This is a genomic window from Streptomyces chisholmiae, from assembly GCF_031845445.1.
Classification (GTDB): domain Bacteria; phylum Actinomycetota; class Actinomycetes; order Streptomycetales; family Streptomycetaceae; genus Streptomyces; species Streptomyces chisholmiae.
This window is the reverse complement of sequence record NZ_JAVREO010000006.1, coordinates 280,859-305,324: the sequence shown is the minus strand read 5'-3', so window position 1 is coordinate 305,324 and position 24,466 is coordinate 280,859. Positions and strand designations below refer to the sequence as shown.

The window sequence follows — 24,466 nt, the reverse complement described above, 5'->3', positions numbered from 1 at the left end:
GATGACCTACGCCTTGAGCTGGGACATTCCCTCGGTGGCGATCCGCTCGAAGGTCTCAGGGTCGGCGGCGAAGACGGAGTCCTTGATCGGCCAGTGCACGACCAGTTCGTCGAAGCCCAGCTCGATCAGCTGGCCCGCGTGGTCCACGAAGGCGTCCACCGAGTCCAGGGTGCCGACCCCGGCCGGCCGGTCGCTGGCGTCCAGCAGCACCCGCCGCAGGTCGGCCGGGCGCCGGCCGCTGTCCTCGCAGACGCTGTCCAGCAGCTCCAGCTGGCGGGCCAGCCCGGCCCGGTAGACGGCGGGGCTGGCGTCGACGCCCAGCGTCTTGGGGTCGCCCGTGGTCACCCAGCCCTGCCCGTGCTGGGCGGCCAGGCGCATCCCGCGCCGCCCGGCGGCGGCCACCACGAAGGGCAGCCGGGGGCGCTGCACGCAGCCCGGCTGGTTGCGCACCTCGCGCGCCGAGTAGAAGTCGCCCCGGTAGGAGACGCCTGCCTCGCCGCCGGTCGCGCCCGCGCTCAGCACCCGGTCGAGCAGCCGCAGGAACTCCGCGAACCGGTCCGCGCGTTCCCTGGGCGGCCAGGCGTCGTCGCCGAGCGCCGTGGCGTCGAAGCCGGTGCCGCCCGAGCCGATGCCCAGGGTGAGGCGGCCGCCGGAGATGTCGTCGAGGCTGAGCAGCTCCTTGGCGAGCGGCACGGGATGGCGGAAGTTGGGCGAGGTGACCAGCGTGCCGAGGCGCAGCCGCTCGGTGACGGTGGCCGCCGCGGTCAGCGTCGGCAGCGCGCCGAACCACGGCCCGTCACGGAAGGACCGCCAGGAGAGGTGGTCGTAGGTGTAGGCGGTGTGGAAACCCAACTCCTCGGCGCGCAGCCAGCTTTCCCTGCCGCCCTGGGACCAGCGGTGGACGGGCAGGATCGCGGTGGAGAGGCGCAGCGAAGGCCCGGAGCAGACAGCCATGGCCAACAAGCGTAGGCCCTCACCGGCCTTCCTGGTGCCGCTTCGCGCCAGTCCCCGGTGCCGGATCGGCCGGGCGGCCACCGCCCGCGGGCGCGCGCATATGCTGGGTGACCGTGCCAGAACTTTCCGAACCCGCGCCCCTCCCCCAACTGATCGCATCCGATCTCGACGGCACGCTGCTCCGCCACGACCACAGCATCTCCCCGCGCACCGGGGCGGCCCTCGCGGCCGCCGGCGCCGCCGGCATTCAGATCGTCTTCGTCACCGGCCGGCCGGCTCGCTGGATGGGCGTGGTCAGCGAGCACCTGCACGGCCAGGGCGTGGCCATCTGCGGAAACGGCGCCGCGGTGGTGGACCTGCGGGACGGCGGCCGGCTGATCGAGGTCCGCCCGCTGCCCCGGGAGAACGCCCTGGCGGTGGTGCACGCGCTGCGTTCGGCGGCGCCCGGCGTGACCTTCGCCGTGGAGCGCACCGGCGGTCTGCACCAGGAGCCCACCTACCCGCCGATGACGATGGACCCCGCGGTCGAGGTGGCACCGGTGGAGAAGCTGCTGGCCGAGGGCGACGCCTACCGGGGCGCCCCGGTGCTGAAGCTGCTGGCCAAGCACGACACCCTGACGCCCGACGACTTCCTGGCCCTGGCCCGGGCGCGGGTCGGGTCCTGGGCGCAGGTCACCAGGTCGAGCCCGTCCGCGCTGCTGGAGATCAGCGCGCCCGAGGTGAGCAAGGCCACCACGCTGGCGCTGCGCTGCGCCAGGAACGGCATCGACCCGTCCCGGGTGATCGCCTTCGGCGACATGCCCAACGACGTGGAGATGCTGACCTGGGCCGGCACCGGCTACGCCATGGCCAACGCGCACCCGGCGGTGCTGGCGGCCACCGAGCACCGCACCGAGAGCAACGAGAACGACGGCGTCGCCCTGGTCATCGAACGCCTGCTGGCCACCCACCGCTGAGCCGCCGCGGCCGACGCCGTCGCCGGCCGGGCCGGTGACGTCGGGCCCGGTGAAGTCCGGGGCGGCGCCGCCGGCGATGGGGCCTCCGCCTGATGGGGCACCGCCCGGGCGCCGGCCCGGGGGAGCACCGCGTCGGCCAACGCGGCCCGGTCCACGAGGACCCGACGACGAGACCTGGGCCGGCGCCGCGGCCGGCGGGACCGCGGCGCCGGTCCCGGGTGGGCGGGGGGCCGGCCGCCCGGCTCAGCGGTCGGCGCCGTCGCCGGCCGGGCCGGTGACGTCGGGCCCGGTGAAGTCCGGGGCGGCGAGGCCGGGTTCGGGCAGCTCCCGGTGGTGGTCGAGCGGCCGGCCGGCGGTCCCCCGGTCGTCCGTGTGGCGGGAGAACCCCGGGCTGCTGAAGTGCGGGCTGGTGTAGTGCAGCCGGGGGGTGCGCCCGGCCGGCGGCGGGGCGTCGGCCAACTCCCGCCGCAGCAGCGGCTGGAGGCCCCGGTCGAGCAGCGCGCGCCGCCACCGCGCGCGGGCCTCGGCCACCTCGTCGGCCAGTGCCGCGCCGGGCGCCGGCGCGGCGGCCCGGATCGAGGTGGCGCCGTTCCGCGCCGCGGCCACCACCAGGGCGCCCGCCGCGACCAACGCGCCCCCGGCGGCCAGCAGCGCGAAGGCCCAGCCGACCGAGCGCATCGACCCCGCCACCGCCGGTTCCGGATCGGCCAGCCGCAGCGCGTAGCCGAGCAGCAGGAAGATCAGCGCGCTCACCCCGGACAGCACCGGGACCAGCGCGAAGGCGACCAGCAGCGCCCCGGACCCGGCACGCCCCGGCGCGCCGGCCGCGGCCGGCGGCGGGCCCGGCTCGGCCTGGGCCGCCCGCAGCCGCTCGCGCAGCGCGCACAGCCGCCGGTACTCGGGTTCGGCCGTGGCCAGGATCTCGGGGAGCGCGCCCAGCAGCACCGCGCGCAGCCGGGCCAGCCGCGCCGGCTCGGCGCCGGTGGACAGCCGGGCCGCGCGCAGCGCCTCGTCGAGCAGCCGCTCGACCTCGTCCCGGTCACCGGCCGGCAGTTCGGCTGGGCTGTTCATGGGCGCCCCCGGCTGCGTTCACGCAGCGAGCTGTTGAACAAGGACCACGATGGTAAAGGGCGACCCGCGTTCCGGACAGGGAATAGCCGGAGTTCGCACGGGTCCGCCCCACTGGCCCCACATCCACCGGGCGGCACGGCGGGCCGCCCGGGCGCGCCTCAGGACCGGTCGGGCAGCGGCAGCCGGGCCACCAGCAGCCGGCCCCCCATGGTCACCCCGCCGTCCATGGCGACGGCCAGCGAGTCGGCGTAGACGTGCGGCCCCTCGATCCTGGGCTCCGCCTCCCCGTCCCCGTCGTCCGCGTCGGCGTCCGCCCCGCCGGTCTCGCCGGTCAGGTAGGGGATGGGGCTGTGGCCGTGCACGATGCGCTTGCCGCCGAAGGTGTCGAGCAGCTCGCGCACGTTGCCCGGGCCGTCCTCGTCGCGGAACGCGAACCGCTTGGTGAACTTGCGGAACAGCTCCCAGGTCTCGCCCACGTCGTTGCGCTGGAGGGCCTGCCAGATCGCGTCGTTGACGTCGTCGATCGTGCTGCCGTAGTCCAGGTAGGCGCTGGTGTCGGAGTGCACCAGCAGGTGGCCGTCGGCCACCGCCATGGAGTCCAGCCGGGACATCCACTGGATGTGGTGGTCGCGCAGCCGCTCCATGTCGGTGCGCTGGCCGCCGTTGAGCATCCAGGCCGCCTGGAAGGAGGCGGTGCCGGCGGCCGAGTCGACCGGGGTGTCGGCGAACCGACTGGCGCCGAGCAGCAGCAGCTCGTGGTTGCCGAGCAGGGCCTTGCAGTAGCCGCCGGCGGCCGCGGCCTCGGCGGAGAGCCGCATCACCAGGTCCAGCACCCCGACCCCGTCCGGCCCGCGGTCGGTGAAGTCGCCGAGGAACCACAGCCGGGCGTTGGCCGCGGCCCACTGGTCCTCGGCGTTGGTGAGACCGGCCTCGCGGAGGGCGGCCTTCAGCTCGTCCAGGTAACCGTGCACGTCACCGACCACGTAGAGCGGCCCGACGCCGCCCTCCATCACCGGGATGTCCGGCAGGGTCGGCGTATAGAGATCCGGAGTCGCCGCGGCCTTGCCCGGAGGCGCGCCCCGCTCCGCCGCTGGTCCCTGGTCGGCCCCCTGAGTCATCGACCCCTCCACCACTGCGCGCCGCCTCACCTGCGGGACCCGGTCGATCGGTCCGGGTCCCCATGCCGTTCGCCCATCATAGGAATCCCGGTGGTCTGGTGTGACACACCTGGGGGAGACCGTTGCCAGGCCGCTAAATGTTTACCCGAAACTACCGTTCGACGGCAGGGGGCTTGCGGGGGGCTGCCACAGTGGCCCGTTCGGTGCGGCGCGTCCCGGGCTGTGACGAGGCGCGCACCAGCAGCTCGGTGGGCATCAGCCGGTGCTGCCGCGGGTGGCCCTCGCCGCTCTCGATCGCGTCGATGAGCAGCTGGATGACGGCCGTTCCGATCCGGCCCGGTTGCAGGGAGAGGGTGGTGACCGGCGGCTCGGTCGCGGCGTAGACGTTGGACTCGCTGCAGCACACCAGCAGCAGGTCGTCGGGGACCCGCAGGCCGTAGCGGCGGGCGGCGGCCAGCAGGTCGGTGCCGTTCGGGTCGAAGAGGCCGTAGACCGCGTCCGGCCGGTCGGGGCGGGCCAGCAGCCGGTCGGCGGCCATCGCCCCGGCGCAGGGGTCGTGCGCCGGGTAGGCCTCGTAGACCGGCTCCTGACCGGTGCGCTCGCACCAGTTGAGGTAGGCGGTGGTGGACAGCCGGGTGTAGGTGTCGGTGCTGGTCCCGGTGAGCAGGCCGATCCGCCGGGCGCCGGCGGCGGCCAGGTGGTCGAGCAGGCCGGCGACGGCGGCCTGGTGGTCGTTGTCCACCCAGGCGGTGACGGGCAGGTCCCCGCCCGGCTGGCCGTCGGAGACCACCGGGATGCCCTGCCGGGCCAGCTCGATCACCACCGGGTCGTGGTCCGAGGGGTCGATGACGACGGTGCCGTCCAGCGCCACGTTCGACCAGACGTCGAAGTCCCGGTGCTGGGAGGCGGCGGGCAGGATCACCAGCGCGTAGCCGCGGGCGAGCGCCGCCGAGGTAGCGGCTCTGGCCATCTCGGCGAAGTAGGCGAACTCGGTGAAGGTGAACGGTTCTTCGCCGTAGGTGGTGACCGTGAGCCCGATCAGCCCCGACTTGCCGGTGCGCAGGGTGCGGGCGGCGGCCGACGGGCGGTAGCCCAGCCGGTCGGCGATGGCGCGCACATGGCGACGGGTGGTGTCCGGCAGCCGGCCCTTGCCGTTGAGCGCGTCGGAGACAGTCGTGATCGAGACGCCGGCCGCGGCCGCCACCTCACGAATGCCGGCCCGGCCGTTGCCACGGCGGCCCTTGGGCCGTGGCACCGGATGTTTCGCTGCTGTCATGGCGACCTGATGGTAGGCCCGGCGGGCGCTCGTCCCCGGGGCCCTGAAGGCGGCCGCTGGGCCGGCTCGGCTGCTGGGTCAACGGGCGCCGAGCGCCGCCGGGCGAACGGAAGTGCCAGGTCAGCACCCCTCCGTGCGGCGGGGCCCGGGCCGGGTCCTGGCCTGGCGCAACCACTTTTCAACACCGGGTAGCTCACTCGATCGAGTGGCGCTTCGGGCGCCCGTGGGGAGCGCGCGCCGAATACCTTCGCGCTCTGCCGGTGGAGGGAAGGAAGGTCACCCTTAGGGTGAGCGGATGACCGCGCTTCCTTCCTCATCCCAGGGCTCCGCCCCCGAGCCCGCCGGCGGGCTGCCCAGGCTGCGCGCCGCGCTCGACGGACTGCCCGCCTACGTCCCGGGCCGGGCCAGGGCCGCGACGGGCCGCACCTTCAAGCTGTCGTCGAACGAGAACCCCTACCCCCCGCTCCCCGGTGTGCTGGAGACCGCGGTCGCCGCCGCCGGGTCGCTCAACCGCTACCCCGACATGACCAGCGCCGCGCTGATCGCCGAGCTGGCCGAGCAGCTCGCGGTGCCGGCCGACCATCTGGCGGTGGGCACCGGATCGGTGGGCGTGGCCCAGCAGTTGGTGCAGGCCACGGCCGGCCCGGGCGACGAGGTGCTCTACGCCTGGCGCTCCTTCGAGGCGTACCCGATCGTGGTCGGCGTCTCCGGCGCCCGCTCGGTCCAGGTGCCGCTGACCGGGGGCGAGGAGCACGACCTGACGGCGATGGCGGCGGCGGTCACCGATCGGACCCGGCTGATCCTGTTGTGCAACCCCAACAACCCGACGGGCACCGCGCTGCGCCGCGACGAGCTGCTGGACTTCCTGGCCAGGGTGCCTTCGGACGTGCTGGTGGTGCTGGACGAGGCGTACCGGGAGTTCATCCGGGACCCCGAGGTGCCGGACGGCGTGGAGCTGTACCGGGACCGGCCCAACGTCTGTGTGTTGCGCACTTTCTCCAAGGCGTACGGGCTGGCCGGCCTGCGGGTCGGCTACGCGGTGGCGCACGCGCCGGTGGCCGCGGCGCTGCGCAAGACGCAGGTGCCGTTCGGGGTCAGCCAGATCGCCCAGGACGCGGCCGTCGCCTCGCTGCGCTCGACGGAGGCGCTGGCGGTCCGGGTGGCCGCGCTGGTCGAGGAGCGGACCCGGGTCACCGCCGGGCTGCGCGACCAGGGCTGGACGGTGCCCGAGTCGCAGGCGAACTTCGTCTGGCTGCGGCTGGGGGAGGCGACGGTGGAGTTCGCCGCGCGCTGCGAGGCGGCGGGGGTGACCGTGCGGCCGTTCCCGGGGGAGGGCGTGCGGATCACGGTCGCCGAGCCGGAGGCCAACGATCTGGTGCTGCGCGTCGCCGGGGAGTTCCTGGCCGCGCGCTGAGCCCGGCGCACCTGCGCTGACCTGCGACAACACCACTCCTTCACAGAAAGCGCACCCCGGGTGCGGGGGCCCGGGGCGAGCGGCGCATAATGGCTTGTGAATGTGAATACGTTCACAAGCGGAGGAGTGGACCCATGGACCTCGCGCTCGCGCCGGAGACCCTGGCACGGTGGCAGTTCGGCATCACGACCGTCTACCACTTCCTCTTCGTGCCGCTGACGATCTCCCTGGCCAGCCTCACCGCCGGACTGCAGACCGCCTGGGTGCGTACCGGCAAGGAGAAGTACCTCAGAGCCACCAAGTTCTGGGGGAAGCTCTTCCTGATCAACATCGCCATGGGTGTGGTCACCGGCATCGTGCAGGAGTTCCAGTTCGGCATGAACTGGTCGGACTACTCGCGCTTCGTCGGCGACGTCTTCGGCGCTCCGCTGGCCTTCGAGGCGCTGATCGCCTTCTTCTTCGAGTCCACCTTCATCGGCCTGTGGATCTTCGGCTGGGACAAGCTGCCGCCCAAGCTGCACCTCGCCACCATCTGGACGGTCGCGGTCGGCACCGTGCTCTCCGCGTACTTCATCCTGGCCGCCAACTCCTGGATGCAGCACCCGGTCGGCTACCGGATCAACGAGGAGACCGGCCGGGCCGAGCTGACCGACATCGTCCGGGTGCTCACCCAGAACACCGCGGTCGCCCAGTTCGCGCACACCATCACGGCCGCGTTCCTGGTCGGCGGCGCCTTCCTGGTCGGGATATCCGCCTACCACCTGCTGCGCCGCCGGCACATCCCGGTGATGCGCGCCTCGCTCCGCCTCGGCCTGGTCACCATGGTGGTCGCCGGGCTGCTCACCGCCGTCAGCGGCGACCGGCTCGGCAAGATCATGTACGAGCAGCAGCCGATGAAGATGGCCGCCGCCGAGGCGCTCTGGGACACCGAGGCGCCGGCGCCGTTCTCCCTCTTCGCGGTCGGCGACGTGGACGCGGGCCACAACGTGGTCAGCGTCGAACTGCCCGGCCTGCTCTCCTTCCTGGCGCACGACAACTTCAGCGACCCGGTGCCGGGCATCAACGACACCAACGAGGCGATGCAGGAGCAGTACGGGCCGGGCGACTACCGGCCCAACATCCCGCTGGCCTACTGGAGCTTCCGCTGGATGATCGGCTTCGGCATGGCCTCGGCCGCGCTCGGCGCGCTGGGCCTGTGGCTGACCCGCCGCCGCTTCCTGCTGGACGCCTCGCTGCGCACCGGCGAGGACGAGGTGCCCCGGCTGGCGCTCACCCGGCGGCTGCCGCTGTCCGGCACCCTCAGCCGCTGGTTCTGGCGGACCGCCACGCTCACCATGCTCTTCCCGCTGGTGGCCAACGCCTGGGGCTGGATCTTCACCGAGACCGGCCGCCAGCCCTGGGTGGTCTACGGGGTGATGAAGACGGCCGACGCGGTCTCCCCCGGGGTCTCCCAGGGCGAGGTGATCACCTCACTGGTGGTGCTGTCCCTGCTCTACGGAATCCTCGCGGTGATCGAGGTGCGGCTGATGGTCCGCTACGTCAAGGCCGGACCGCCGGAGCTGACCGAGGCCGACCTGCACCCGCCGACCCGGATCGGTGGACCGCCGTCCCTGCCGGGCACCGGCGCCGAGACCAAGGCGGACGCCGAGGACCGGCCGATGGCCTTCTCCTACTGACGCCCGCCGGGCCCCACACCACCCCACACCCAAGGAACGCGAAAGGGAGCGTCCGGGATGGAACTCCACACCCTCTGGTTCGTCGTCATCGCCGTGCTGTGGGTCGGCTACTTCTTCCTGGAGGGGTTCGACTTCGGCATCGGCGTGCTGACCGGGACCCTGGCCAGGGACCGGGCCGAGCGCCGCGTGCTGATCAACACCATCGGCCCGGTCTGGGACGGCAACGAGGTCTGGCTGCTGACCGCCGGCGGCGCCACCTTCGCCGCCTTCCCCGACTGGTACGCCACCCTCTTCTCCGGCTTCTACCTGCCGCTGCTGGCGATCCTGGTCTGCCTGATCGTGCGCGGGGTGGCCTTCGAGTACCGCGCCAAGCGGCCGGGCGAGCGCTGGCAGCGCAACTGGGAACACGCCATCTTCGTCTCCTCGCTGGTGGTCTCGGTGCTCTGGGGCGTGGCCTTCGCCAACATCGTGCGCGGAGTGCCGATCGACGCCACCGGGGAGGTCGTCGGCGGGCCGCTCGACCTGCTCTCCCCGTACGCGCTGTTGGGCGGCGCGGTGAGCCTGGCGCTCTTCACGCTGCACGGGGCGCTGTTCGCCGCGCTGAAGACGGTGGGGGACATCCGGGTCAGGGCCCGCCGCTGGGCCGGCCGGCTGGGGCTGGCGACCGGTCTGCTGGCGGCCGGCTTCCTCGGCTGGACGCTGGCCGAGGCGGACACCGCGCGGGGGGTGCCGGCGCTGGTGGTCGCCGGGCTGGCCCTGCTGGGCACCCTGCTGGCCAACGCGCGGGGCCGGGAGGGGTGGGCCTTCCTGTGCTCCGGGGTGCTGGTGGTCGCCGTCGTCGCGATGTGGTTCCTGACGCTCTTCCCACAGCTGCTGCCGTCCTCGCTCGACCCGGCCTGGTCGCTGACCGTGGCCGAGAGCGCCTCCTCGCCCTACACCCTGCGGATCATGACCTGGTGCGCGGCGCTGGCCACCCCGCTGGTGCTGCTCTACCAGAGCTGGACGTACTGGGTCTTCCGGAAGCGGATAGGCACCCAGCACCTGGCCCCGGCCGCCCATGGCGCGGGTGACGCGGGAGCGGCCGCATGAGGCCCGTCGATCCCCGGCTGCTGCGCCACGCCTCGGCCACCCGCTGGCTGTTGGCGGCCTCGGTGGCGCTGGGGTTGCTCGGGACCGGGCTGCTGATCGCCCAGGCGTTGCTGCTCGCCCGGGTGATCGCCGGGGCGGTGACCGAGGACCAGGGGCTGGACGCGCTGGGCGGCGCGTTGTGGCTGCTGGTGGCCACCGCGCTGGGGCGCGGCCTGGTGGCCTACGCGACCGAGTGGCTGGCGCACCGCGCCGGGGCCTCGGTCACCTCCCGGCTGCGGCGGCTGCTGCTGGACCGGGCGGCGCTGCTGGCGCCGGTGGGGCGGGCCGGGCGGTCGACCGGGGAGCTGACCACGCTGGCCACCCGGGGGATCGACGCGCTGGACGACTACTTCGGGCGCTACCTCCCGCAGCTGGGGCTGGCGGTGGTGGCGCCGGTCGCGGTGCTGGGCTGGCTGGTCACCGAGGACTGGGTGGCCACCGGGATCATGGTGGTCACGCTGCCGCTGATCCCGGTCTTCATGGCGCTGATCGGCTGGGCCACCCAGGCCCAGATGGATCGCCGTTGGCGGCAGCTCGCCCACCTCTCGGGGCACTTCCTGGACGTGGTGGCCGGGCTCGGCACCCTCAAGGTCTTCGGCCGGGCCCAGGCCCAGGCGGAGAACATCCGGGCCATCACCGACTCCTACCGGCGGGGCACCCTGCGGACGCTGCGGGTCGCCTTCCTCTCCTCCTTCGCCCTGGAGCTGCTCTCCACCCTGTCGGTGGCGCTGGTCGCGGTCAGCATCGGGATGCGGCTGGTGCACGGCGATCTGGACCTGGAGACCGCGCTGGTGGTACTGGTCCTGGCGCCCGAGGTCTATCTGCCGCTGCGGCAGCTGGGCACCCAGTTCCACGCGGCGCAGGAGGGGCTGGCGGCGGCCGAGGAGGTCTTCGCGGTGCTGGAGACGGAGGCGGACCGGCCCGGCGCCGCCCCCGTGCCGGCGCGGCCCGAACTGCGGCTGGACCAGGCGGTGGTGCGCTATCCGGGCCGCTCGGCGGACGCGTTGCCGGCGACCAGCCTCCGGGTGGCCGCCGGCGAGACGGTGGCGCTGACCGGCCCGTCGGGAGCCGGCAAGTCCACGGTGCTGCGGGCCCTGTTGGGGCTGGTCGGAACGACCGGCGGGCGGGTGCTGGTGGGCGGCGTCGAGGTGGCGGAGCTGGACCGGGACGCCTGGCACGGCCAGGTCGCCTGGGTGCCGCAGCGGCCGCTGCTCTTCGCCGGCACGGTCGCCGAGAACGTGCGGCTGGCCCGGCCGGAGGCGTCGGACGCCGAGGTGCGGGCGGCGCTCGCCGAGGCGGCGGCCGAGGAGCTGGCCCCGGGGCTGCGGCTGGGCCACGGCGGCGCCGGCCTCTCGGCGGGGCAGCGCCAACGGGTCGCGCTGGCCAGGGCGTTCCTCGCCGACCGGCCAATCCTGCTGCTCGACGAGCCGACGGCGGGCCTGGACGGCGCCACGGAGGCCGCCGTGGTGGCGGCCATCGGCCGGCACGCGGCCGGCCGGACGGTGCTGCTGGTCAGCCATCGGCCGGCGCTGCTGGCGCTGGCCGACCGCATGATTCACGTGAAACATCGCCCGACGGCGGGGCGCCCGGGGGCGGCCCTCGCGCCCGGGTCCCCGGACGCCGACGCCCCGGCGGGCGGCTCGGCCGCCGAACCCGAGCCGCCCGCCGGCCCGCCGCCGGCCGCGGCCGGCTCGCCGGAGCTGGCCGGCTCGGCGCTCGGCTGGGTGCGCCGGCTGGCCGGCGGACGCCGGCCCCGGCTGGCGCTGGCCACCGCGCTGGGCGCGCTGGCGCTGGGCAGCGCCGTGGGGCTGATGGCCACCTCCGGCTGGCTGATCTCGCGGGCCTGGGAACAGCCGCCGGTGCTCTACCTGTTGGTGGCGGTCACCGCCACCCGGGCCTTCGGCCTGGGCCGCGCGGTCTTCCGCTACGCGGAGCGGCTGCTCAGCCACGACACCGTGCTGCGGCTGCTGGCCACCCTGCGGGTGGCGGTCTACCAGCGGCTGGAACGGCTGGCGCCGGCCGGCCTGGGCCGCGCCGGCCGGGGCGATCTGCTCTCCCGGATGGTGGCCGACGTGGACGCGCTCCAGGACTACTTCCTGCGCTGGCTGCTGCCGGTCGCCGTGGCCGGCACGGTCGGGGTCACCACCGTGGTCTTCACCGGCTGGCTGCTGCCGGCGGCCGGCGTCGCGCTGGCCGTCGGACTGCTGCTGGCCGGGGTGGCGGTGCCGGCGCTGGCCGGGGTGCAGGCCCGGCGGGCCGAGGCCAGGCTGGCCCCGGCCCGTGGCGAACTCGCCGAACGGGTGGTGGCGTTGCTCACCGGGACCGACGAGCTGCTGGTGGCCGGGGCGCTGCCGGCCCGGCGGGCGGCGCTGGCCGGCGCCGACGCCGAGCTGACCCGGTTGGCCCGTCGGTCGGCCGCGGTCACCGCGCTGACCGGCGGGCTCACCGTCCTGATCACCGGGGTGACGGTCGCGGTGGCCGGTCGGCTCGGGGTGCCGGCGGTGGCCGGCGGCGAGCTGGCCGGCGTCTGGCTGGCCACGGTGGTGCTGGTGCCGTTGGCCGCCTTCGAGGCGGTGGCCGGACTGCCGCTGGCGGTGCGGTACCGGCAGCGCTCCCGGCGGGCCGCCGAACGGGTGCGCGAGGTGCTGGCGGCGCCGGCCCCGGTGCGCGAGCCGGCGCGGCCGGCGGCGGCGCCGGCCGGCCCGTTCCCGCTGCGGCTGCGCGGGCTGACGGCCCACCACCCGGGGCGGGCCGAGCCGGCGGTGCGCGGGATCGACCTGGAGCTGACCGCCGGGCGGCGGATCGCGGTGGTCGGCCCGTCCGGTGCCGGGAAGACCACGCTGGCCCACTGCCTGCTGCGGTTCCTCGACCCGAGCGGGGGCGGCTACACGCTCGGCGGCGTCGCGGCCGGCGCGCTGCCCGGCGAGACGGTGCGCCGCTGGGTGGGGCTGTGCGCCCAGGACGCCCATGTCTTCGACAGCACCCTGCGGGCGAACCTGTTGCTGGCCCGCCCCACGGCCGAGGAGCCCGAGCTGCGCGCGGCGCTGACCAGGGCGCGGCTGCTGGCCTGGGTCGAGGAGCTGCCGCAGGGTCTCGACACCCCGGTGGGCGAGGGCGGCACCCGGCTCTCCGGCGGGCAGCGGCAGCGCCTGGCCCTGGCCAGGGCGCTGCTGGCGGACTTCCCCGTGCTGGTGCTGGACGAGCCGGCCGAGCATCTGGACCTGGCGACCGCCGACGCCCTCACCCGGGACCTGCTGGCCGCCACCGAGGGCCGGGCCGCCGTGCTGATCACCCACCGGTTGGCGGGACTTGAGGCGGTGGACGAGGTGCTGGTGCTGGCCGGCGGCCGGGTGGTGCAGCGCGGCGCCCCCGCCGAGCTGGCCGCCATGGCCGGCCCCTACCGGGACCTGCTGGCCCGGGAGGCCGCGGCCGACGCGCACACGGCGCGGGCGGACCGGCCGGTGCCGGTGGGCGGCATCCGCTGAGTACCGGTTGGCGGGAGGCGACACCCGACACCTCCGACGCTCTCGCCCCCGACGCGCACACGGCGCGCGTGAACCAGCCGGCCGCGGTCGGCGGCATCCGCGGAGCACCGAGGGCAGGCACGGCACCCGGCATCTCCGACTTTCGCTCCCCTGAGGGACTCCTTACGCTGCTGGTATGCGGCAGGTGGCAGAGCCGCTGCGGGCGCTGGCCGCCCTCAGCGGCGACAGCGAGCCCGACGCCGTGCCGGCCCGGGTCGTCCGGGCCGCCGCGGAGCTGACCGGTGCCGAGCACGCCGCGCTTGCGGTGCTCAGCGACGACGGGGAGCGGATCGACCGGCTGCTCAGCCACGGCCGGGCCCCGGTACACGACCCCGAGCCGCTGCTGCACGCCCTGCTGGACGGCCGCGGTCCACGGCCCACCCCGGAGGCGCCGCTGTGGGCCCCGGTGCTGGTGCACGGCGCCAGGTCGGGGGCCCTCTGGCTGACCGGCCCGCCGGGCGCGTCCTTCAGCGGGACCGACGAGGCGCTGGTCCGGGTGCTGGCCACCGAGGCGGGGCTGGCGATCGGCAACGCCCGGCTGCACGAGGCGGTCCGGCAGCAGGCCCGCTGGCTGGACGGCAGCCTGGAGCTGTCCACTTCACTGCTCTCCGCCGAGCCGGAGGACAACGCGCTCGCCGTGGTCGCCGAGCAGGCGCGGCGGCTGGCCGCGGCGTCGCTGGGCGCGGTGCTCGAACCCGGGGAGGACGGCGAGCTGACCGTGGTGGCGGTCTGCGCCGACGACCCGGGCGGTCTGCTGGGCAGCACGGTCCCGGCCGACTCGCCGGCCATCCGGCGGGTGCTGGCCGGGGAGCCGGTCTTCCGGGACCGGCCGACCGCCGACCCGGCGCCCCCACTGGATCTGGGCCGGCGCTACGGGCCGAGCATGCTGCTGCCGCTGACCAGCGACGAGGCCACGCTCGGGGTGCTCGCCCTGGCCCGGGCGCCGCAGGCGCCGCCCTACTCGGTGCCGGAACGGGTCAACGCCACCCAGTTCGCCCAGCAGGCGGCGCTGGCACTGCTGCTGATCAGGGCCCGGCGGGACCGGGAGCTGCTCGCGGTGCTGGAGGACCGTGACCGGATCGCCCGTGACCTGCACGACCTGGTGATCCAGCGGCTCTTCGCGGTCGGCCTGATCATGACCGGGGCCCGCCGGGTCACCTCGTCCGAGGACGTCGGGGAGCGCATCGACCAGGCGACCGCCGAGCTGGACGCCACCGTCCAGGAGATCCGCACCGCGATCTTCGCCCTGCAACAGCACCCGGAGGACGCCCCCACCACGCTGCGCACCCGGGTGCTGCGGGAGATCGGCGCGGCCGGCCAGCTGCTCGGCTTCCGGCCGGCGGTCTCGTTCGTGGGGCCGGTGGACACGGTGGTCGGCGAGGGGGAGGCCCGCAACCTGCTGGCCGCGCTCCGCGAGGGGCTCTCCAACGCGGCCCGGCACGCCGAGGCGTCCCGGGTCGAGGTGACGGTGGACGCCCGGGCGCACCAGCCGGACGGCGCGGACGCGGTGCGACTGACCGTGGCGGACGACGGGGTGGGCATGAGGTCGGGGAGCGAGCGCCGCAGCGGGCTGCGCAACCTGGCCAGGCGGGCCGAGTCGCTGGGCGGCTCGGCCGGCGTCGGGCCCGGGATCGGTGGCGCCGGCACCACGCTGACCTGGCAGGTCCCCCGCTGACCCGGAGCGCGCGGGATACGGTCTCGATCATGACAGCGCGCACGGTGGTGATCAGCGGTGGTGGTACCGGCATCGGCTTCGCGACGGCCCTGGCCTTCGCCAGGGACGGCGACGTCCCGGTGTTGGTCGGCCGCCGGCCGGAGGTGCTCGACCGGGCCGCCGCCGCGGTGGCCGGCGCGGTCGCCTGCCCGGCCGACCTGACGGAGCCGCGGGGCGCGGCGCGGGTGGCCGAGTTCGTCGCGGACCGGTTCGGCGCGGTGGACGTGCTGGTGAACTGCGCGGGCGGCAACGGCGGCCTGGAGCCGGCGGCCGACAGCACCGACCCGCTGGCGGGGATCGCCCACGACTGGACGGTGAACTTCCGGCTGAACACGCTGACCGCCGTGCTGCTCACCGAGGCGCTGCGGGACCGGCTGGCCGCCCCGGGCGGCCGGGTGCTCTTCGTCAGCTCGATCGCCGCGTTCCGCGGCTCCGGCTCCGGGTCCTACGCGGCCAGCAAGGCAGCCCTGCACCCCTACGCCTTCGAGCTGGCCGCGACCCTCGGCCCGCGCGGGGTGACGGTGAACGTGGTGGCCCCGGGGCTGATCGACGACACCGAGTTCTTCGGCACCTCGATGACACCGGAGCGCCGGCAGGCCAGGGTCGAGGAGACCCTGAACGGCCGCGCCGGCACCCCGGGAGATGTCGCCGAGACGCTGCACTGGCTGGCCTCACACGCCGCCGGCCACCTGACGGCGCAGGTGATCCAGGTCAACGGCGGGGCCGAACGCGGCCGGTGAGCCGCGGCCCCGGCACCTCACGGCGCGCGGGCTGGCCCGGCCGGGCCAGCACCTCGCGGTAGACCCGGGCGCAGTCGGCGACCGTGTGCCGCAGGGCGCCGGGGCCGCGCATGTGCTCCCCGGCCCGCCGGCCCAACTCGCCGCGCAGCGCCGGGTCGAGCAGCAACGCCGCGAGGGCGCCGGCCAGCGCGGCCGGGTCGTCCGGGGGCACCAGGGCGTGCTCGGCCTGCCCGGGCGGCAGGCTCTCGCCGGCGCCGCCCACGTCGGACACCACCACCGGCCGGCCCACCGCCAGCGCCTCCAGCGGTGCCAGCCCGACCCCGCCCCACCGGGCCGGCCCGACGACCACGTCGGCGGCGGCGAACCAGGGCGCGGTGTCCGCGCTGTGCCCGGCGATGAGCACCCCGGGCCCGGCGGCCCGGCGCAGCGCCGCCCGCTCGGGGCCGTCCCCGACCAGCGCGAGCCGGGCCCCCGGCACCCGGGCGAGCACCCCTGGCCAGGCGCGCAGCAGCACGTCCTGTCCGTGTCGCCGGGTCAGCCGGCCCACGCAGACCACCAGCGGCGCGCGTTGGGGCAGGCCGTGCACGGCGGCCAGCGCGGCCCGTGACTGGCGCCGGGTGACCTGGTCGCCGGCCGGCAGCCGGTCCGGGTCGACCCCGGGGCGCAGCAGGGTCATCGGCGCGGCGACGCCGGCCCGGCGGCCGGCCAGCCGCTGGGCGTCGCTGGCACACAGCACCCGGTCCGTCCAGGCGGCGGCCCGGCGCTCCCAGCGGCCGGCCAGCTGACCGGCCGGCCCGCGGGCCGTCTGGAAGGACCAGAGGTGCGGCTGGAAGACCGTGGGCAGTCGTCCCCGCAGCGCCAGCCGGCCGGCCAACCCGGCCTTGTCGCCGTGCAGATGGACCACGTCGGGGGCGATCCGGCGGAGCGCTCGGGCGGCGCAGAGCACCTCCCAGGGCAGGTTGCCGGTGGGGCCGCGCTCGGCCAGCCAGAGCGCCACCCGGGCGCCGGCCCCGGCCGCCTCCCGCGCCAACCAGCCGCCGGACGGGCAGAGCACCACGGGGCGCAGCCCGGCCGCGTGCTGGGCGCCCACCAGGTCGGCGACCGCCCGGGCGACCCCGCCGTCCACCGGCTGTACCAGGTGCGCGACGGTCAGCACGTCCCGGTCTCCCCCGTCGCCCCGGCCGACCGGACGGATGCTCGGCGCCGTTCACCAGCCATCACAGAACCTCCACGCTCCGTAGCCGTCAGGCGGTGAGAACCCTGACAGAAAGCCCCGTCGAAATCACGAGAACGCGCAGAAAACAAACAGAAAAGGCCATTCTGCGATGAGCGGAAAGAAAGCTCCCTCGATCGGGCGAAAGCCCCCTCCCCACCGCACCCCGAAGGCGCCGCAAACACACTGCAAGCTTGCTGAATAATCCTGCAAAGTCTTCCATGACGCGCCCGCGGCGTGCTTGACTGCACCCGCCTCACCAGCAGCGGAGCGGGCCGACACCCACCCCGCCCACCACCGGATGGAGATGGTCGACCGTGACCTCGGAGCGGGCAACCAGCGGAGCGGCACCCACGCCGGACGGGATCGACGTGCTGGTCCTCGGCGGGGCCGGCGTGGACACCATCGTCTACGTGCCCCAGCTGCCGCTGCCGCCCGCCGACAGCCACCTGGTGCCGGCGATCGAGAGCCGGGCCGGCCAGACCGGCGACCTGGTGGCGCTCGGCACGCACACCCTGGGGCTGCGCACGCACCACCTCGACCTGCTCGGCGACGACCAGGCCGGCGACCTGGTCCGCGCCTTCCACGCCGAGCACGGCATCCCGCTGACCGAGGCGCCACTGGCGAACGGCACCAAGCGCGCGGTGAACCTGGTCGCCCCCGACGGACGGCGGCTCTCGCTCTACGACGGCAGCCGCGCGCCGGACACCGAGCGGCTGCCGGCGGCGGCCCTCGCCGACCTCGCGGCCCGCAGCCGGCACGCGCACGTCTCGATCACCCAGCCCTGCGCGCTCGCCCTGCCCGCGCTCCGCGCCGCCGGCCTGACCGTCTCCACCGACCTGCACGACTGGGACGGCGCGAACCCGTACCACGAGACCTTCGCCCTCGCCGCCGACCTGGTCTTCCTCTCCACCGCCGCGCTTACCGACCCGGAGCGGACGATGCGCCGGATCGCCGCCGACGGCCGGGCCGAGGTGGTGGTCGCGATGGCCGGCGAGGCGGGCGCCTGGCTGCTGGTGGACGGTCAGCTCAGCCGGGTGCCGGCCGTCGCGCCCCCGGAGCCGGTGGTGGACTCCAACGGCGCCGGCGACGCCTTCGTGTCCGCGTTCCTCTTCGGTTGGCTGACCGGCGAACCGGCGCGGGTGTGCGGCCGGTACGGAGCCGTCGCCGGCGGTCACGCCTGCACCGTCCCGGCCAACCGGACCGGCGCCATCGGCCGGCCGGAACTCCTGGCCCGCGCCGCCGAGTTGGCGGTGCCCACCGGGCCCTGACCCGGGCCCCCGGGGGCGCTGAGACGTTCCTCACAGCCCCCGCCGACCGCGCCGGTCGGGCCCGCCGGAGCAGCACACGAAACGGGCGGCTTCGCCTCAGCGAAACCGCCCGTCCGCGTACTTCTCTGGTGCGCGAGGGGGGAGTTGAACCCCCACGCCCTTTCGGGCACTGGAACCTGAATCCAGCGCGTCTGCCTATTCCGCCACCCGCGCGAGCACCTTGCGTGGCCTCGCCCTTTCCCCCTGGGGGGCCGGAGCGCTGCCGACAACAAAAGGCTAGCACGGCCGGACGGGTGCCCTCACCCGCCCTTTCGCCACCCCCTCGCCCTACGCGCCCCCGCGCCTGACCCGCGCTCCCACCCGGTCCCTCCGCATTCCCTCCGCACATGCGCGACACTGTTGCAAGCTCCCCCCTACGATCCGGGGAGAGCCGGTGTCCAGGTGGGAACCACCTGGGCGTCTCGCGCGTGGATACGATCAGTAAGCCCTACCACTTCAGCCGCGCGCCGGGACAACGGAGAAGGAGGTGCACATGGGAGTACTGAAGCGCTTCGAGCAGCGGCTGGAAGGCCTCGTCAACGGCACCTTCGCCAAGGTCTTCAAGTCCGAGGTGCAGCCGGTCGAGATCGCCGGCGCGCTCCAGCGCGAGTGCGACAACAACGCCACCATCTGGAACCGCGAGCGCACCGTCGTCCCCAACGACTTCATCGTCGAGCTGAGCAGCGGCGACTACCAGCGCCTCAGCCCGTACGCGGGCCAGCTCGGCGACGAGCTGGCCGGCATGGTCCGGGAGTACGCGAAGCAGCAGCGGTACACGTTCATGGGCGAGATCCGGGTGCACCTGGAGCAGGTCGAGTCCCTGGACACCGGGCTCTACCGGGTACGCAGCCGCACCCTGGCCTCGTCGACCTCCGCCGGCCCCGCGGGGCCGGCGGCCGGTCCGCCGCCCGGCGCGCCGCCCCAGCAGCCCCCGTTCACCGGCTCCCCCGGCTACCCGCCCCGCCCGCCGGCCGCCCCGCCCGGGGCGCCCCCGCGCCCGCCGGCGGCCCCCTTCGGGCAGCCGGCGCCGAGCCGCGTCCGCCGCTGGGTCGAGATCAACGGCACCCGGCACCAGATCTCCGGCGCCTCCCTGGTGATCGGCCGCAGCACCGAGGCCGACGTGCGGATCGACGACCCCGGAGTCTCCCGCCGACACTGCGAGATCCAGGCGTCGAACCCGCCCAGCGTGCGGGACCTCGGCTCCACCAACGGCATCGTGGTGGACGGACAGCACACCAAACGCGCTACGCTCCGCGACGGCTCACGGATCGTCGTGGGCAGCACCACAGTCATCTACCGGCAAGCCGAAGGGTAAGCGGGGGCCAATGTCAGAGCTGACCCTGACGGTCATGAGGTTGGGCTTCCTGGCCGTCCTGTGGCTGTTCGTCATCGTCGCGGTGCAGGTGATCCGCAGCGATCTGTTCGGCACCCGGGTCACCCAGCGCGCGGCGGTCCGCCGCCCGGAGCAGGCGGGCGGCCAGCGACCGCAGCGGCCGCAGCCGCAGCCCAAGCCCCAGGCCAGGGGGCGGCAGCGCCGCGGCGCCCCCACCAAGCTGGTCATCACGGAAGGTTCCCTCACCGGAACCACTGTCGCGCTCCAGGGGCAGACGATTACGCTCGGCCGGGCACACGACTCGACCATCGTGCTCGACGACGACTACGCCTCCGGGCGGCACGCCCGGATCTATCCGGACCAGAACGGCCAGTGGATCGTCGAGGACCTCGGCTCGACCAACGGCACCTATCTCGACCGGGGGCGCCTGACCACCCCGGTCCCCATTCCGCCCGGCGCGCCGATCCGGATCGGCAAGACGGTCATCGAGCTTCGGAAGTAGGTCGGACCACAATGACGACCGGAGGGTGGGAGAGGCGCGCATGAGCTTGTCACTGAGATTCGCGGCCGGCTCCCATGTCGGGATGATCCGGGGGCACAACGAGGACTCCGGCTACGCCGGGCCCCGGCTGCTGGCCATCGCCGACGGCATGGGCGGCCAGGCGGCGGGCGAGGTGGCCAGCTCCGAGGTCATCTCCACCCTGGTCCCGTTGGACGACGACATCCCGGGTTCCGACCTGCTGACCTCGCTCGACGCCTCGGTGCAGCGGGCCAACGAGCAGCTGCGCGGCATGGTGGCCGAGGACCCCAGGCTGGACGGCATGGGCACCACGCTCACCGCCCTGCTCTGGACCGGCCAGCGGATGGGCGTGGTGCACGTCGGCGACTCCCGCGCCTACCTGCTGCGGGACGGCGAGCTGACCCAGATCACCCAGGACCACACCTGGGTGCAGCGGCTGGTGGACGAGGGCCGGATCACCGAGGAGGAGGCCACCACCCACCCGCAGCGCTCGCTGCTGATGCGCGCCCTGGGCAGCGCCGACCGGATCGAGGCCGACCTCTCCATCCGCGAGGTGCGCGCCGGCGACCGCTACCTGGTCTGCTCCGACGGGCTCTCCGGCGTGGTCAGCCTGGAGACGATGCGGGACACGATGATCGCCCAGGCCGTGCCGCAGGACACGGTGCGCGAGCTGATCGAGCTGGCGCTCCGCGGCGGCGGGCCGGACAACATCACCTGCATCATCGCCGACGTCCTCGACATGGACAGCCAGGAGAGCGACACGCTGGCGATGCAGCTCTCGGACGCCCCGCAGATCGTGGGCGCGGTCGCCGAGACGCAGGCCCAGCGTTCCACCGGCACCCCGCGCACGCCGGCCGCCCGGGCGGCCGAGCTGGCCCGCCCCCCGGCGGCCGCGCCGGCGGGCGGGGCGCCCGGCCAGGCCGGCCCGGCGACGGGCGTCTTCGGCGCGCTCTACCCGGACGACGAGTACGTCACCCAGGCCCGCCGCCGGCGGCCGCTGCGCGCCTGGCTGCTGGTGGGGCTCGCGGTCGCGGTGCTCGGCGGCGGCCTCTACGCCGGCTACCGCTGGACGCAGACCCAGTACTTCGTCGGGGTGAACGACGACCACCTGGCGCTCTACCAGGGGCTGAGCCAGAGCCTCGGCCCGCTGGACCTGAGCAGCGTCAAGGAGGACCACCCGGAGATCCGGCTGGAGTTCCTGCCGGACTACCAGCGCAGCCAGGTGGAGAACGACATCTCGGCGGACAGCCTGGCGGACGCCAGGACACAGCTGGCCGACCTGGGCGCGCAGGCCGAGGTGTGCCAGCTGCTGGCCGAAGGCGCCGAGCAGGAGCAGGAGCAGGCCGGCGAGACGGACGAGAACGGCAAGGAGCCGGAGCCGGGCGGTGGCACGCCGACTCCGGAGTTGACCGCCGAGCAGCGGGAGCTGGCCAAGCGGTGTGGCACATAGCCGGCGGTGCGGCGCGTGGCGCGGGACCCTGCGCGGGACATAGCGGACCGAGAGACCTGATCGCATGAGCAGCAGTAACAACACCACCACCGTCTCCCCCGGCGGGCTCCCGAGTCGCCGGAACACCGAGCTGCTGATGCTGGTGTTCGCGGTGGTGATCCCGGTCTTCGCCTACGCCAACGTGGGCCTGGCCCGGGAGGGCAGCCTGCCGGCCGGCATGCTCGGCTACGGTCTCGGGCTCGGCCTGCTGGCCGGCGTGGCGCACCTCGCGGTGCGCCGCTGGGCGCCGTACGCGGACCCGCTGATGCTGCCGATCGCGACCCTGCTCAACGGGCTCGGTCTGGTGCTGATCTGGCGGCTCGACCAGGAGCCCACGATCACCACGGACCGGCTGGGCGGCGCGCTGGCGCCGGGCCAGCTGATGTGGTCGACGCTGGGCGTCGCGCTCTTCATCGCGGTGCTGCTGCTGTTGAAGGACCACCGGCTGCTCCAGCGGTACACCTACATCTCCATGGTGGTCGCGCTGATCCTGCTGGCCTCGCCGATCCTGGTCGGCACGGAGATCAACGGCGCCCGGATCTGGGTGCAGATCCCGGGCGTCGGCAGCATCCAGCCGGGCGAGTTCGCCAAGATCATCATCGCGGTGTTCTTCGCCGGCTACCTGATGGTGAAGCGGGACGCGCTGGCCCTGGCCAGCCGCCGGGTGATGGGGATCTACCTCCCGCGCGGCCGGGACCTGGGGCCGATCCTGGTGATCTGGGCGATCAGCCTGATGATCCTGATCTTCGAGACCGACCTGGGCACCTCGCTGCTCTTCTTCGGCATCTTCGTGGTGATGCTGTACGTGGCCACCGAGCGGACCAGCTGGATCATCTTCGGTCTGCTGCTGTCGGCCAGCGGCGCGGTCTTCGTGGCCAGCACCAACGCGCACGTCGGCGAGCGCATCCACAACTGGCTGCACCCGCTGGACCGGGCGGCCAACGACGGGGTCACCGAGACCGCGCAGGCGATGTTCTCGTTCGGCTCCGGCGGGCTCTTCGGCTCCGGTCTCGGGCAGGGCTACTCGCGGCTGATCGGCGGCATCGCGGCCAAGAGCGACTACATCCTGGCCACCGTGGGCGAGGAGATGGGCCTGGCCGGCCTGATGGCGATCCTGATGCTCTACGCGCTGCTGATCGAGCGGGGCATGCGGACCGCGCTGGCGGCCCGTGACCCGTTCGGCAAGCTGCTCGCGGTCGGCCTGGCCGGGGTCTTCGCGATCCAGGTCTTCGTGGTGGCCGGCGGTGTGACCGGGCTGATCCCGCTGACCGGGATGACCATGCCGTTCCTGGCCCAGGGTGGTTCCTCGGTCATCGCCAACTGGGCGCTTATCGCGCTCCTACTGCGGATCAGCGACACTGCCCGAAGGCCGGCCCCGGCCCCCGCCCCCTCCCTCGACTCCGAGCAGACTCAGGTGGTTCGTCCATGAACAAGCCGATGCGCCGGGTGGCCGTGTTCTGTGGGGTGCTGATCCTGGCGTTGCTGATCCGGGTCAACTACGTGCAGTTCGTGCAGGCCGACGAGTTGCAGAGCCACGAGGACAACCGCCGGGTCTCCATCGAGCGGTACAGCAACCCGCGCGGCGACATCATCGTGGACGGCGAGCCGATCACCGGCTCCGTCGAGACGGACGACCCGGACTACCGCTTCCAGCGCACCTGGACGGACGGCGAGATGTGGGCGCCGGTGACGGGGTACGCCTCGCAGGCGTTCGGCACCAGCATGCTGGAGGGGGTCAACGACTCGATCCTCACCGGCGACGACGACCGGCTGTTCTTCAACAACACGATCGACATGCTGACCGGCGGGGACCAGCGCGGCGGCGACGTGATCACCACCCTCAACGGCGACGCCCAGCGCGCCGCCTTCGAGGGGCTCGGGGACCGCAAGGGCGCCGTGGTCGCGCTGGACCCGCGCAGCGGCGCGATCCTGGCGCTGGCCTCCACCCCGTCCTACGACCCGACCAGCTTCGCCGGCTACGGCGCGGAGGACGAGGAGGCCTGGGTCGCCCTCGAAGGGGACGACGAGGACAAGCCGATGCTCAACCGGGCGCTGCGGGAGACGTACCCGCCCGGCTCCACCTTCAAGGTGGTGACGGCCGCCGCCGCCCTGGAGAACGACCTGGTCGGCGACATCGACGAGGACACCCAGTACGACGACCCGTACCTGCTGCCGGACACCAACGACGTCCCGCTGGACAACCAGGTGCCGGGGGTCTGCCAGGACGCCAACGTCCGGGACGCCATGCGGTACTCCTGCAACAGCGTCTTCGCTGGCCTGAGCAACGACGTCGGCAACGAGGGCATGATCGAGATGGCCGACCGGTTCGGCTTCAACGAGGAGCACTTCGTCCCGGTCCGGGCCAACGCCAGCGTCTACCCGGAGGACAACCGCCCGCAGAACGCGATGGCCGGCATCGGCCAGGCGTCCAACCGGGCCACCCCGCTCCAGATGGCCATGGTCGCCAGCGCGGTCGCCAACAACGGCACCCTGATGAAGCCGTACATGGTGGACCAGCTGGTCGCGCCGAACCTCAGCGTCATCGAGCAGCACGACCCGGAGGAGCTGCGCGAGGCGGTCTCCGGGGACACCGCGCGCGAGCTCCAGGAGGCCATGGAGGAGGTCGTCGAGGGCAACGACATGGACCGTGGCTCGATCAGCGGGGACGTGCGGATCGGCGGCAAGACCGGCACCGCGCAGCGCGGCGAGAACAACTCCGAGCCGCCCTACGCCTGGTTCATCTCCTACGCGATGACCGACGAGGGCTCCCCGGTGGCGGTCGCCGTGGTGGTCGAGGTCGGCGACGGCGATGTCGAGCGTGACCTGATCTCCGGCACCCGCTTCGCCGCCCCGATCGCCATGGACGTGATGGCCGCGGTCCTGGAAGACGAGGGCTGACGGTGGCGCCGTGCCCGCCGGCGAGGGCCGGCCCGCCCCCGGGGGCAACCGGGGACCACCGAACGCACGTCATACCGGTGACCGGCCGACGGTGACCGGTTGTGGTGGATGGCGATACCGGTTGGATATCGG

18 protein-coding genes and 1 tRNA gene are annotated in these 24,466 nt (G+C 74.3%); 13 read left to right on the top strand and 6 right to left on the bottom strand.

All coding sequences use genetic code 11. The annotated features are described in order from the left end of the window. Positions 1 to 6: 6 nt before the first annotated feature. Positions 7 to 954: an LLM class flavin-dependent oxidoreductase gene (locus RM844_RS12720; protein ID WP_311667200.1), complete on the bottom strand. Its 948-nt coding sequence runs from the start codon at positions 952 to 954 to the stop codon at positions 7 to 9. 113 nt (positions 955 to 1,067) lie between these two features. Between RM844_RS12720 and RM844_RS12715 the strand changes: the two genes are divergently transcribed. Continuing rightward, positions 1,068 to 1,910, top strand: a complete 843-nt coding sequence (locus RM844_RS12715; RefSeq protein ID WP_311667199.1) for an HAD family hydrolase — start codon at positions 1,068 to 1,070, stop codon at positions 1,908 to 1,910. 243 nt (positions 1,911 to 2,153) lie between these two features. Here the strand turns inward: RM844_RS12715 and RM844_RS12710 are convergent, their stop codons facing one another. The 3 genes from RM844_RS12710 to RM844_RS12700 form a co-directional block, all read right to left on the bottom strand. Next, positions 2,154 to 2,981 carry a hypothetical protein gene (locus tag RM844_RS12710; protein ID WP_311667198.1) on the bottom strand — a complete coding sequence of 276 codons (828 nt, stop codon included), beginning with the start codon at positions 2,979 to 2,981 and terminating at the stop codon, positions 2,154 to 2,156. 158 nt (positions 2,982 to 3,139) lie between these two features. Beyond that, positions 3,140 to 4,099 carry a metallophosphoesterase gene (locus RM844_RS12705; protein WP_311667197.1) on the bottom strand — a complete coding sequence of 320 codons (960 nt, stop codon included), beginning with the start codon at positions 4,097 to 4,099 and terminating at the stop codon, positions 3,140 to 3,142. Positions 4,100 to 4,250: 151 nt separating this feature from the next. Beyond that, the gene (locus RM844_RS12700; RefSeq protein WP_311667196.1) at positions 4,251 to 5,375 is read right to left on the bottom strand and encodes a LacI family DNA-binding transcriptional regulator; all 1,125 of its coding nucleotides are present in this window, start codon (positions 5,373 to 5,375) and stop codon (positions 4,251 to 4,253) included. A gap of 295 nt (positions 5,376 to 5,670) precedes the next feature. Here RM844_RS12700 and hisC point away from each other — a divergent pair, with 295 nt between their 5' ends. The 6 genes from hisC to RM844_RS12670 all read left to right on the top strand — a co-directional run bounded on the left by hisC (position 5,671) and on the right by RM844_RS12670 (position 15,571). Then, positions 5,671 to 6,789, top strand: coding sequence for a histidinol-phosphate transaminase (hisC, locus tag RM844_RS12695; RefSeq protein ID WP_311667195.1), 1,119 nt, complete (start codon positions 5,671 to 5,673; stop codon positions 6,787 to 6,789). 134 nt (positions 6,790 to 6,923) lie between these two features. Continuing rightward, entirely contained in the window at positions 6,924 to 8,465 is a 1,542-nt protein-coding gene (locus RM844_RS12690) for a cytochrome ubiquinol oxidase subunit I (protein ID WP_311667194.1), read from the top strand. A gap of 57 nt (positions 8,466 to 8,522) precedes the next feature. Further along, a complete protein-coding gene (gene cydB / locus RM844_RS12685) occupies positions 8,523 to 9,554 on the top strand; it encodes a cytochrome d ubiquinol oxidase subunit II (RefSeq protein WP_311667193.1) in 1,032 nt (343 codons plus the stop codon). Further along, the gene (gene cydD, locus RM844_RS12680; RefSeq protein ID WP_311667192.1) at positions 9,551 to 13,078 is read left to right on the top strand and encodes a thiol reductant ABC exporter subunit CydD; all 3,528 of its coding nucleotides are present in this window, start codon (positions 9,551 to 9,553) and stop codon (positions 13,076 to 13,078) included. Before cydB ends, cydD begins: the two co-directional genes overlap by 4 nt. Positions 13,079 to 13,253: 175 nt before the next feature. Continuing rightward, the gene (locus tag RM844_RS12675; RefSeq protein ID WP_311667191.1) at positions 13,254 to 14,792 is read left to right on the top strand and encodes a GAF domain-containing sensor histidine kinase; all 1,539 of its coding nucleotides are present in this window, start codon (positions 13,254 to 13,256) and stop codon (positions 14,790 to 14,792) included. Positions 14,793 to 14,821: 29 nt separating this feature from the next. Then, positions 14,822 to 15,571, top strand: a complete 750-nt coding sequence (locus tag RM844_RS12670) for an SDR family NAD(P)-dependent oxidoreductase (protein WP_311667190.1) — start codon at positions 14,822 to 14,824, stop codon at positions 15,569 to 15,571. On the opposite strand, the gene RM844_RS12665 is transcribed toward RM844_RS12670, so the two are convergent. Continuing rightward, complete coding sequence (locus RM844_RS12665) at positions 15,543 to 16,727, bottom strand: glycosyltransferase family 4 protein (protein ID WP_311667189.1); 1,185 nt, start codon at positions 16,725 to 16,727, stop codon at positions 15,543 to 15,545. The two genes, RM844_RS12670 and RM844_RS12665, sit on opposite strands and share 29 nt — an antisense overlap. Before the next feature lie 374 nt (positions 16,728 to 17,101). Between RM844_RS12665 and RM844_RS12660 the strand changes: the two genes are divergently transcribed. Continuing rightward, on the top strand, positions 17,102 to 18,055 hold the full coding sequence (locus RM844_RS12660; RefSeq protein ID WP_311667188.1) for a PfkB family carbohydrate kinase: 954 nt from the start codon (positions 17,102 to 17,104) through the stop codon (positions 18,053 to 18,055). 126 nt (positions 18,056 to 18,181) lie between these two features. On the opposite strand, the gene RM844_RS12655 is transcribed toward RM844_RS12660, so the two are convergent. Beyond that, positions 18,182 to 18,268 (bottom strand) — tRNA-Leu (locus RM844_RS12655). 319 nt (positions 18,269 to 18,587) lie between these two features. Here RM844_RS12655 and RM844_RS12650 point away from each other — a divergent pair. From RM844_RS12650 to RM844_RS12630, 5 genes are all read left to right on the top strand, one after another. Beyond that, positions 18,588 to 19,409: a DUF3662 and FHA domain-containing protein gene (locus tag RM844_RS12650; RefSeq protein WP_311667187.1), complete on the top strand. Its 822-nt coding sequence runs from the start codon at positions 18,588 to 18,590 to the stop codon at positions 19,407 to 19,409. Between the two features lie 10 nt (positions 19,410 to 19,419). Next, the gene (locus tag RM844_RS12645; protein ID WP_311667186.1) at positions 19,420 to 19,929 is read left to right on the top strand and encodes an FHA domain-containing protein FhaB/FipA; all 510 of its coding nucleotides are present in this window, start codon (positions 19,420 to 19,422) and stop codon (positions 19,927 to 19,929) included. Positions 19,930 to 19,969: 40 nt separating this feature from the next. Then, positions 19,970 to 21,397: a PP2C family protein-serine/threonine phosphatase gene (locus RM844_RS12640; RefSeq protein ID WP_311667185.1), complete on the top strand. Its 1,428-nt coding sequence runs from the start codon at positions 19,970 to 19,972 to the stop codon at positions 21,395 to 21,397. A gap of 64 nt (positions 21,398 to 21,461) precedes the next feature. Beyond that, entirely contained in the window at positions 21,462 to 22,865 is a 1,404-nt protein-coding gene (locus RM844_RS12635; protein WP_311667184.1) for an FtsW/RodA/SpoVE family cell cycle protein, read from the top strand. Next, on the top strand, positions 22,862 to 24,334 hold the full coding sequence (locus RM844_RS12630; RefSeq protein WP_311667183.1) for a penicillin-binding transpeptidase domain-containing protein: 1,473 nt from the start codon (positions 22,862 to 22,864) through the stop codon (positions 24,332 to 24,334). Before RM844_RS12635 ends, RM844_RS12630 begins: the two co-directional genes overlap by 4 nt. Positions 24,335 to 24,466 lie beyond the last annotated feature (132 nt).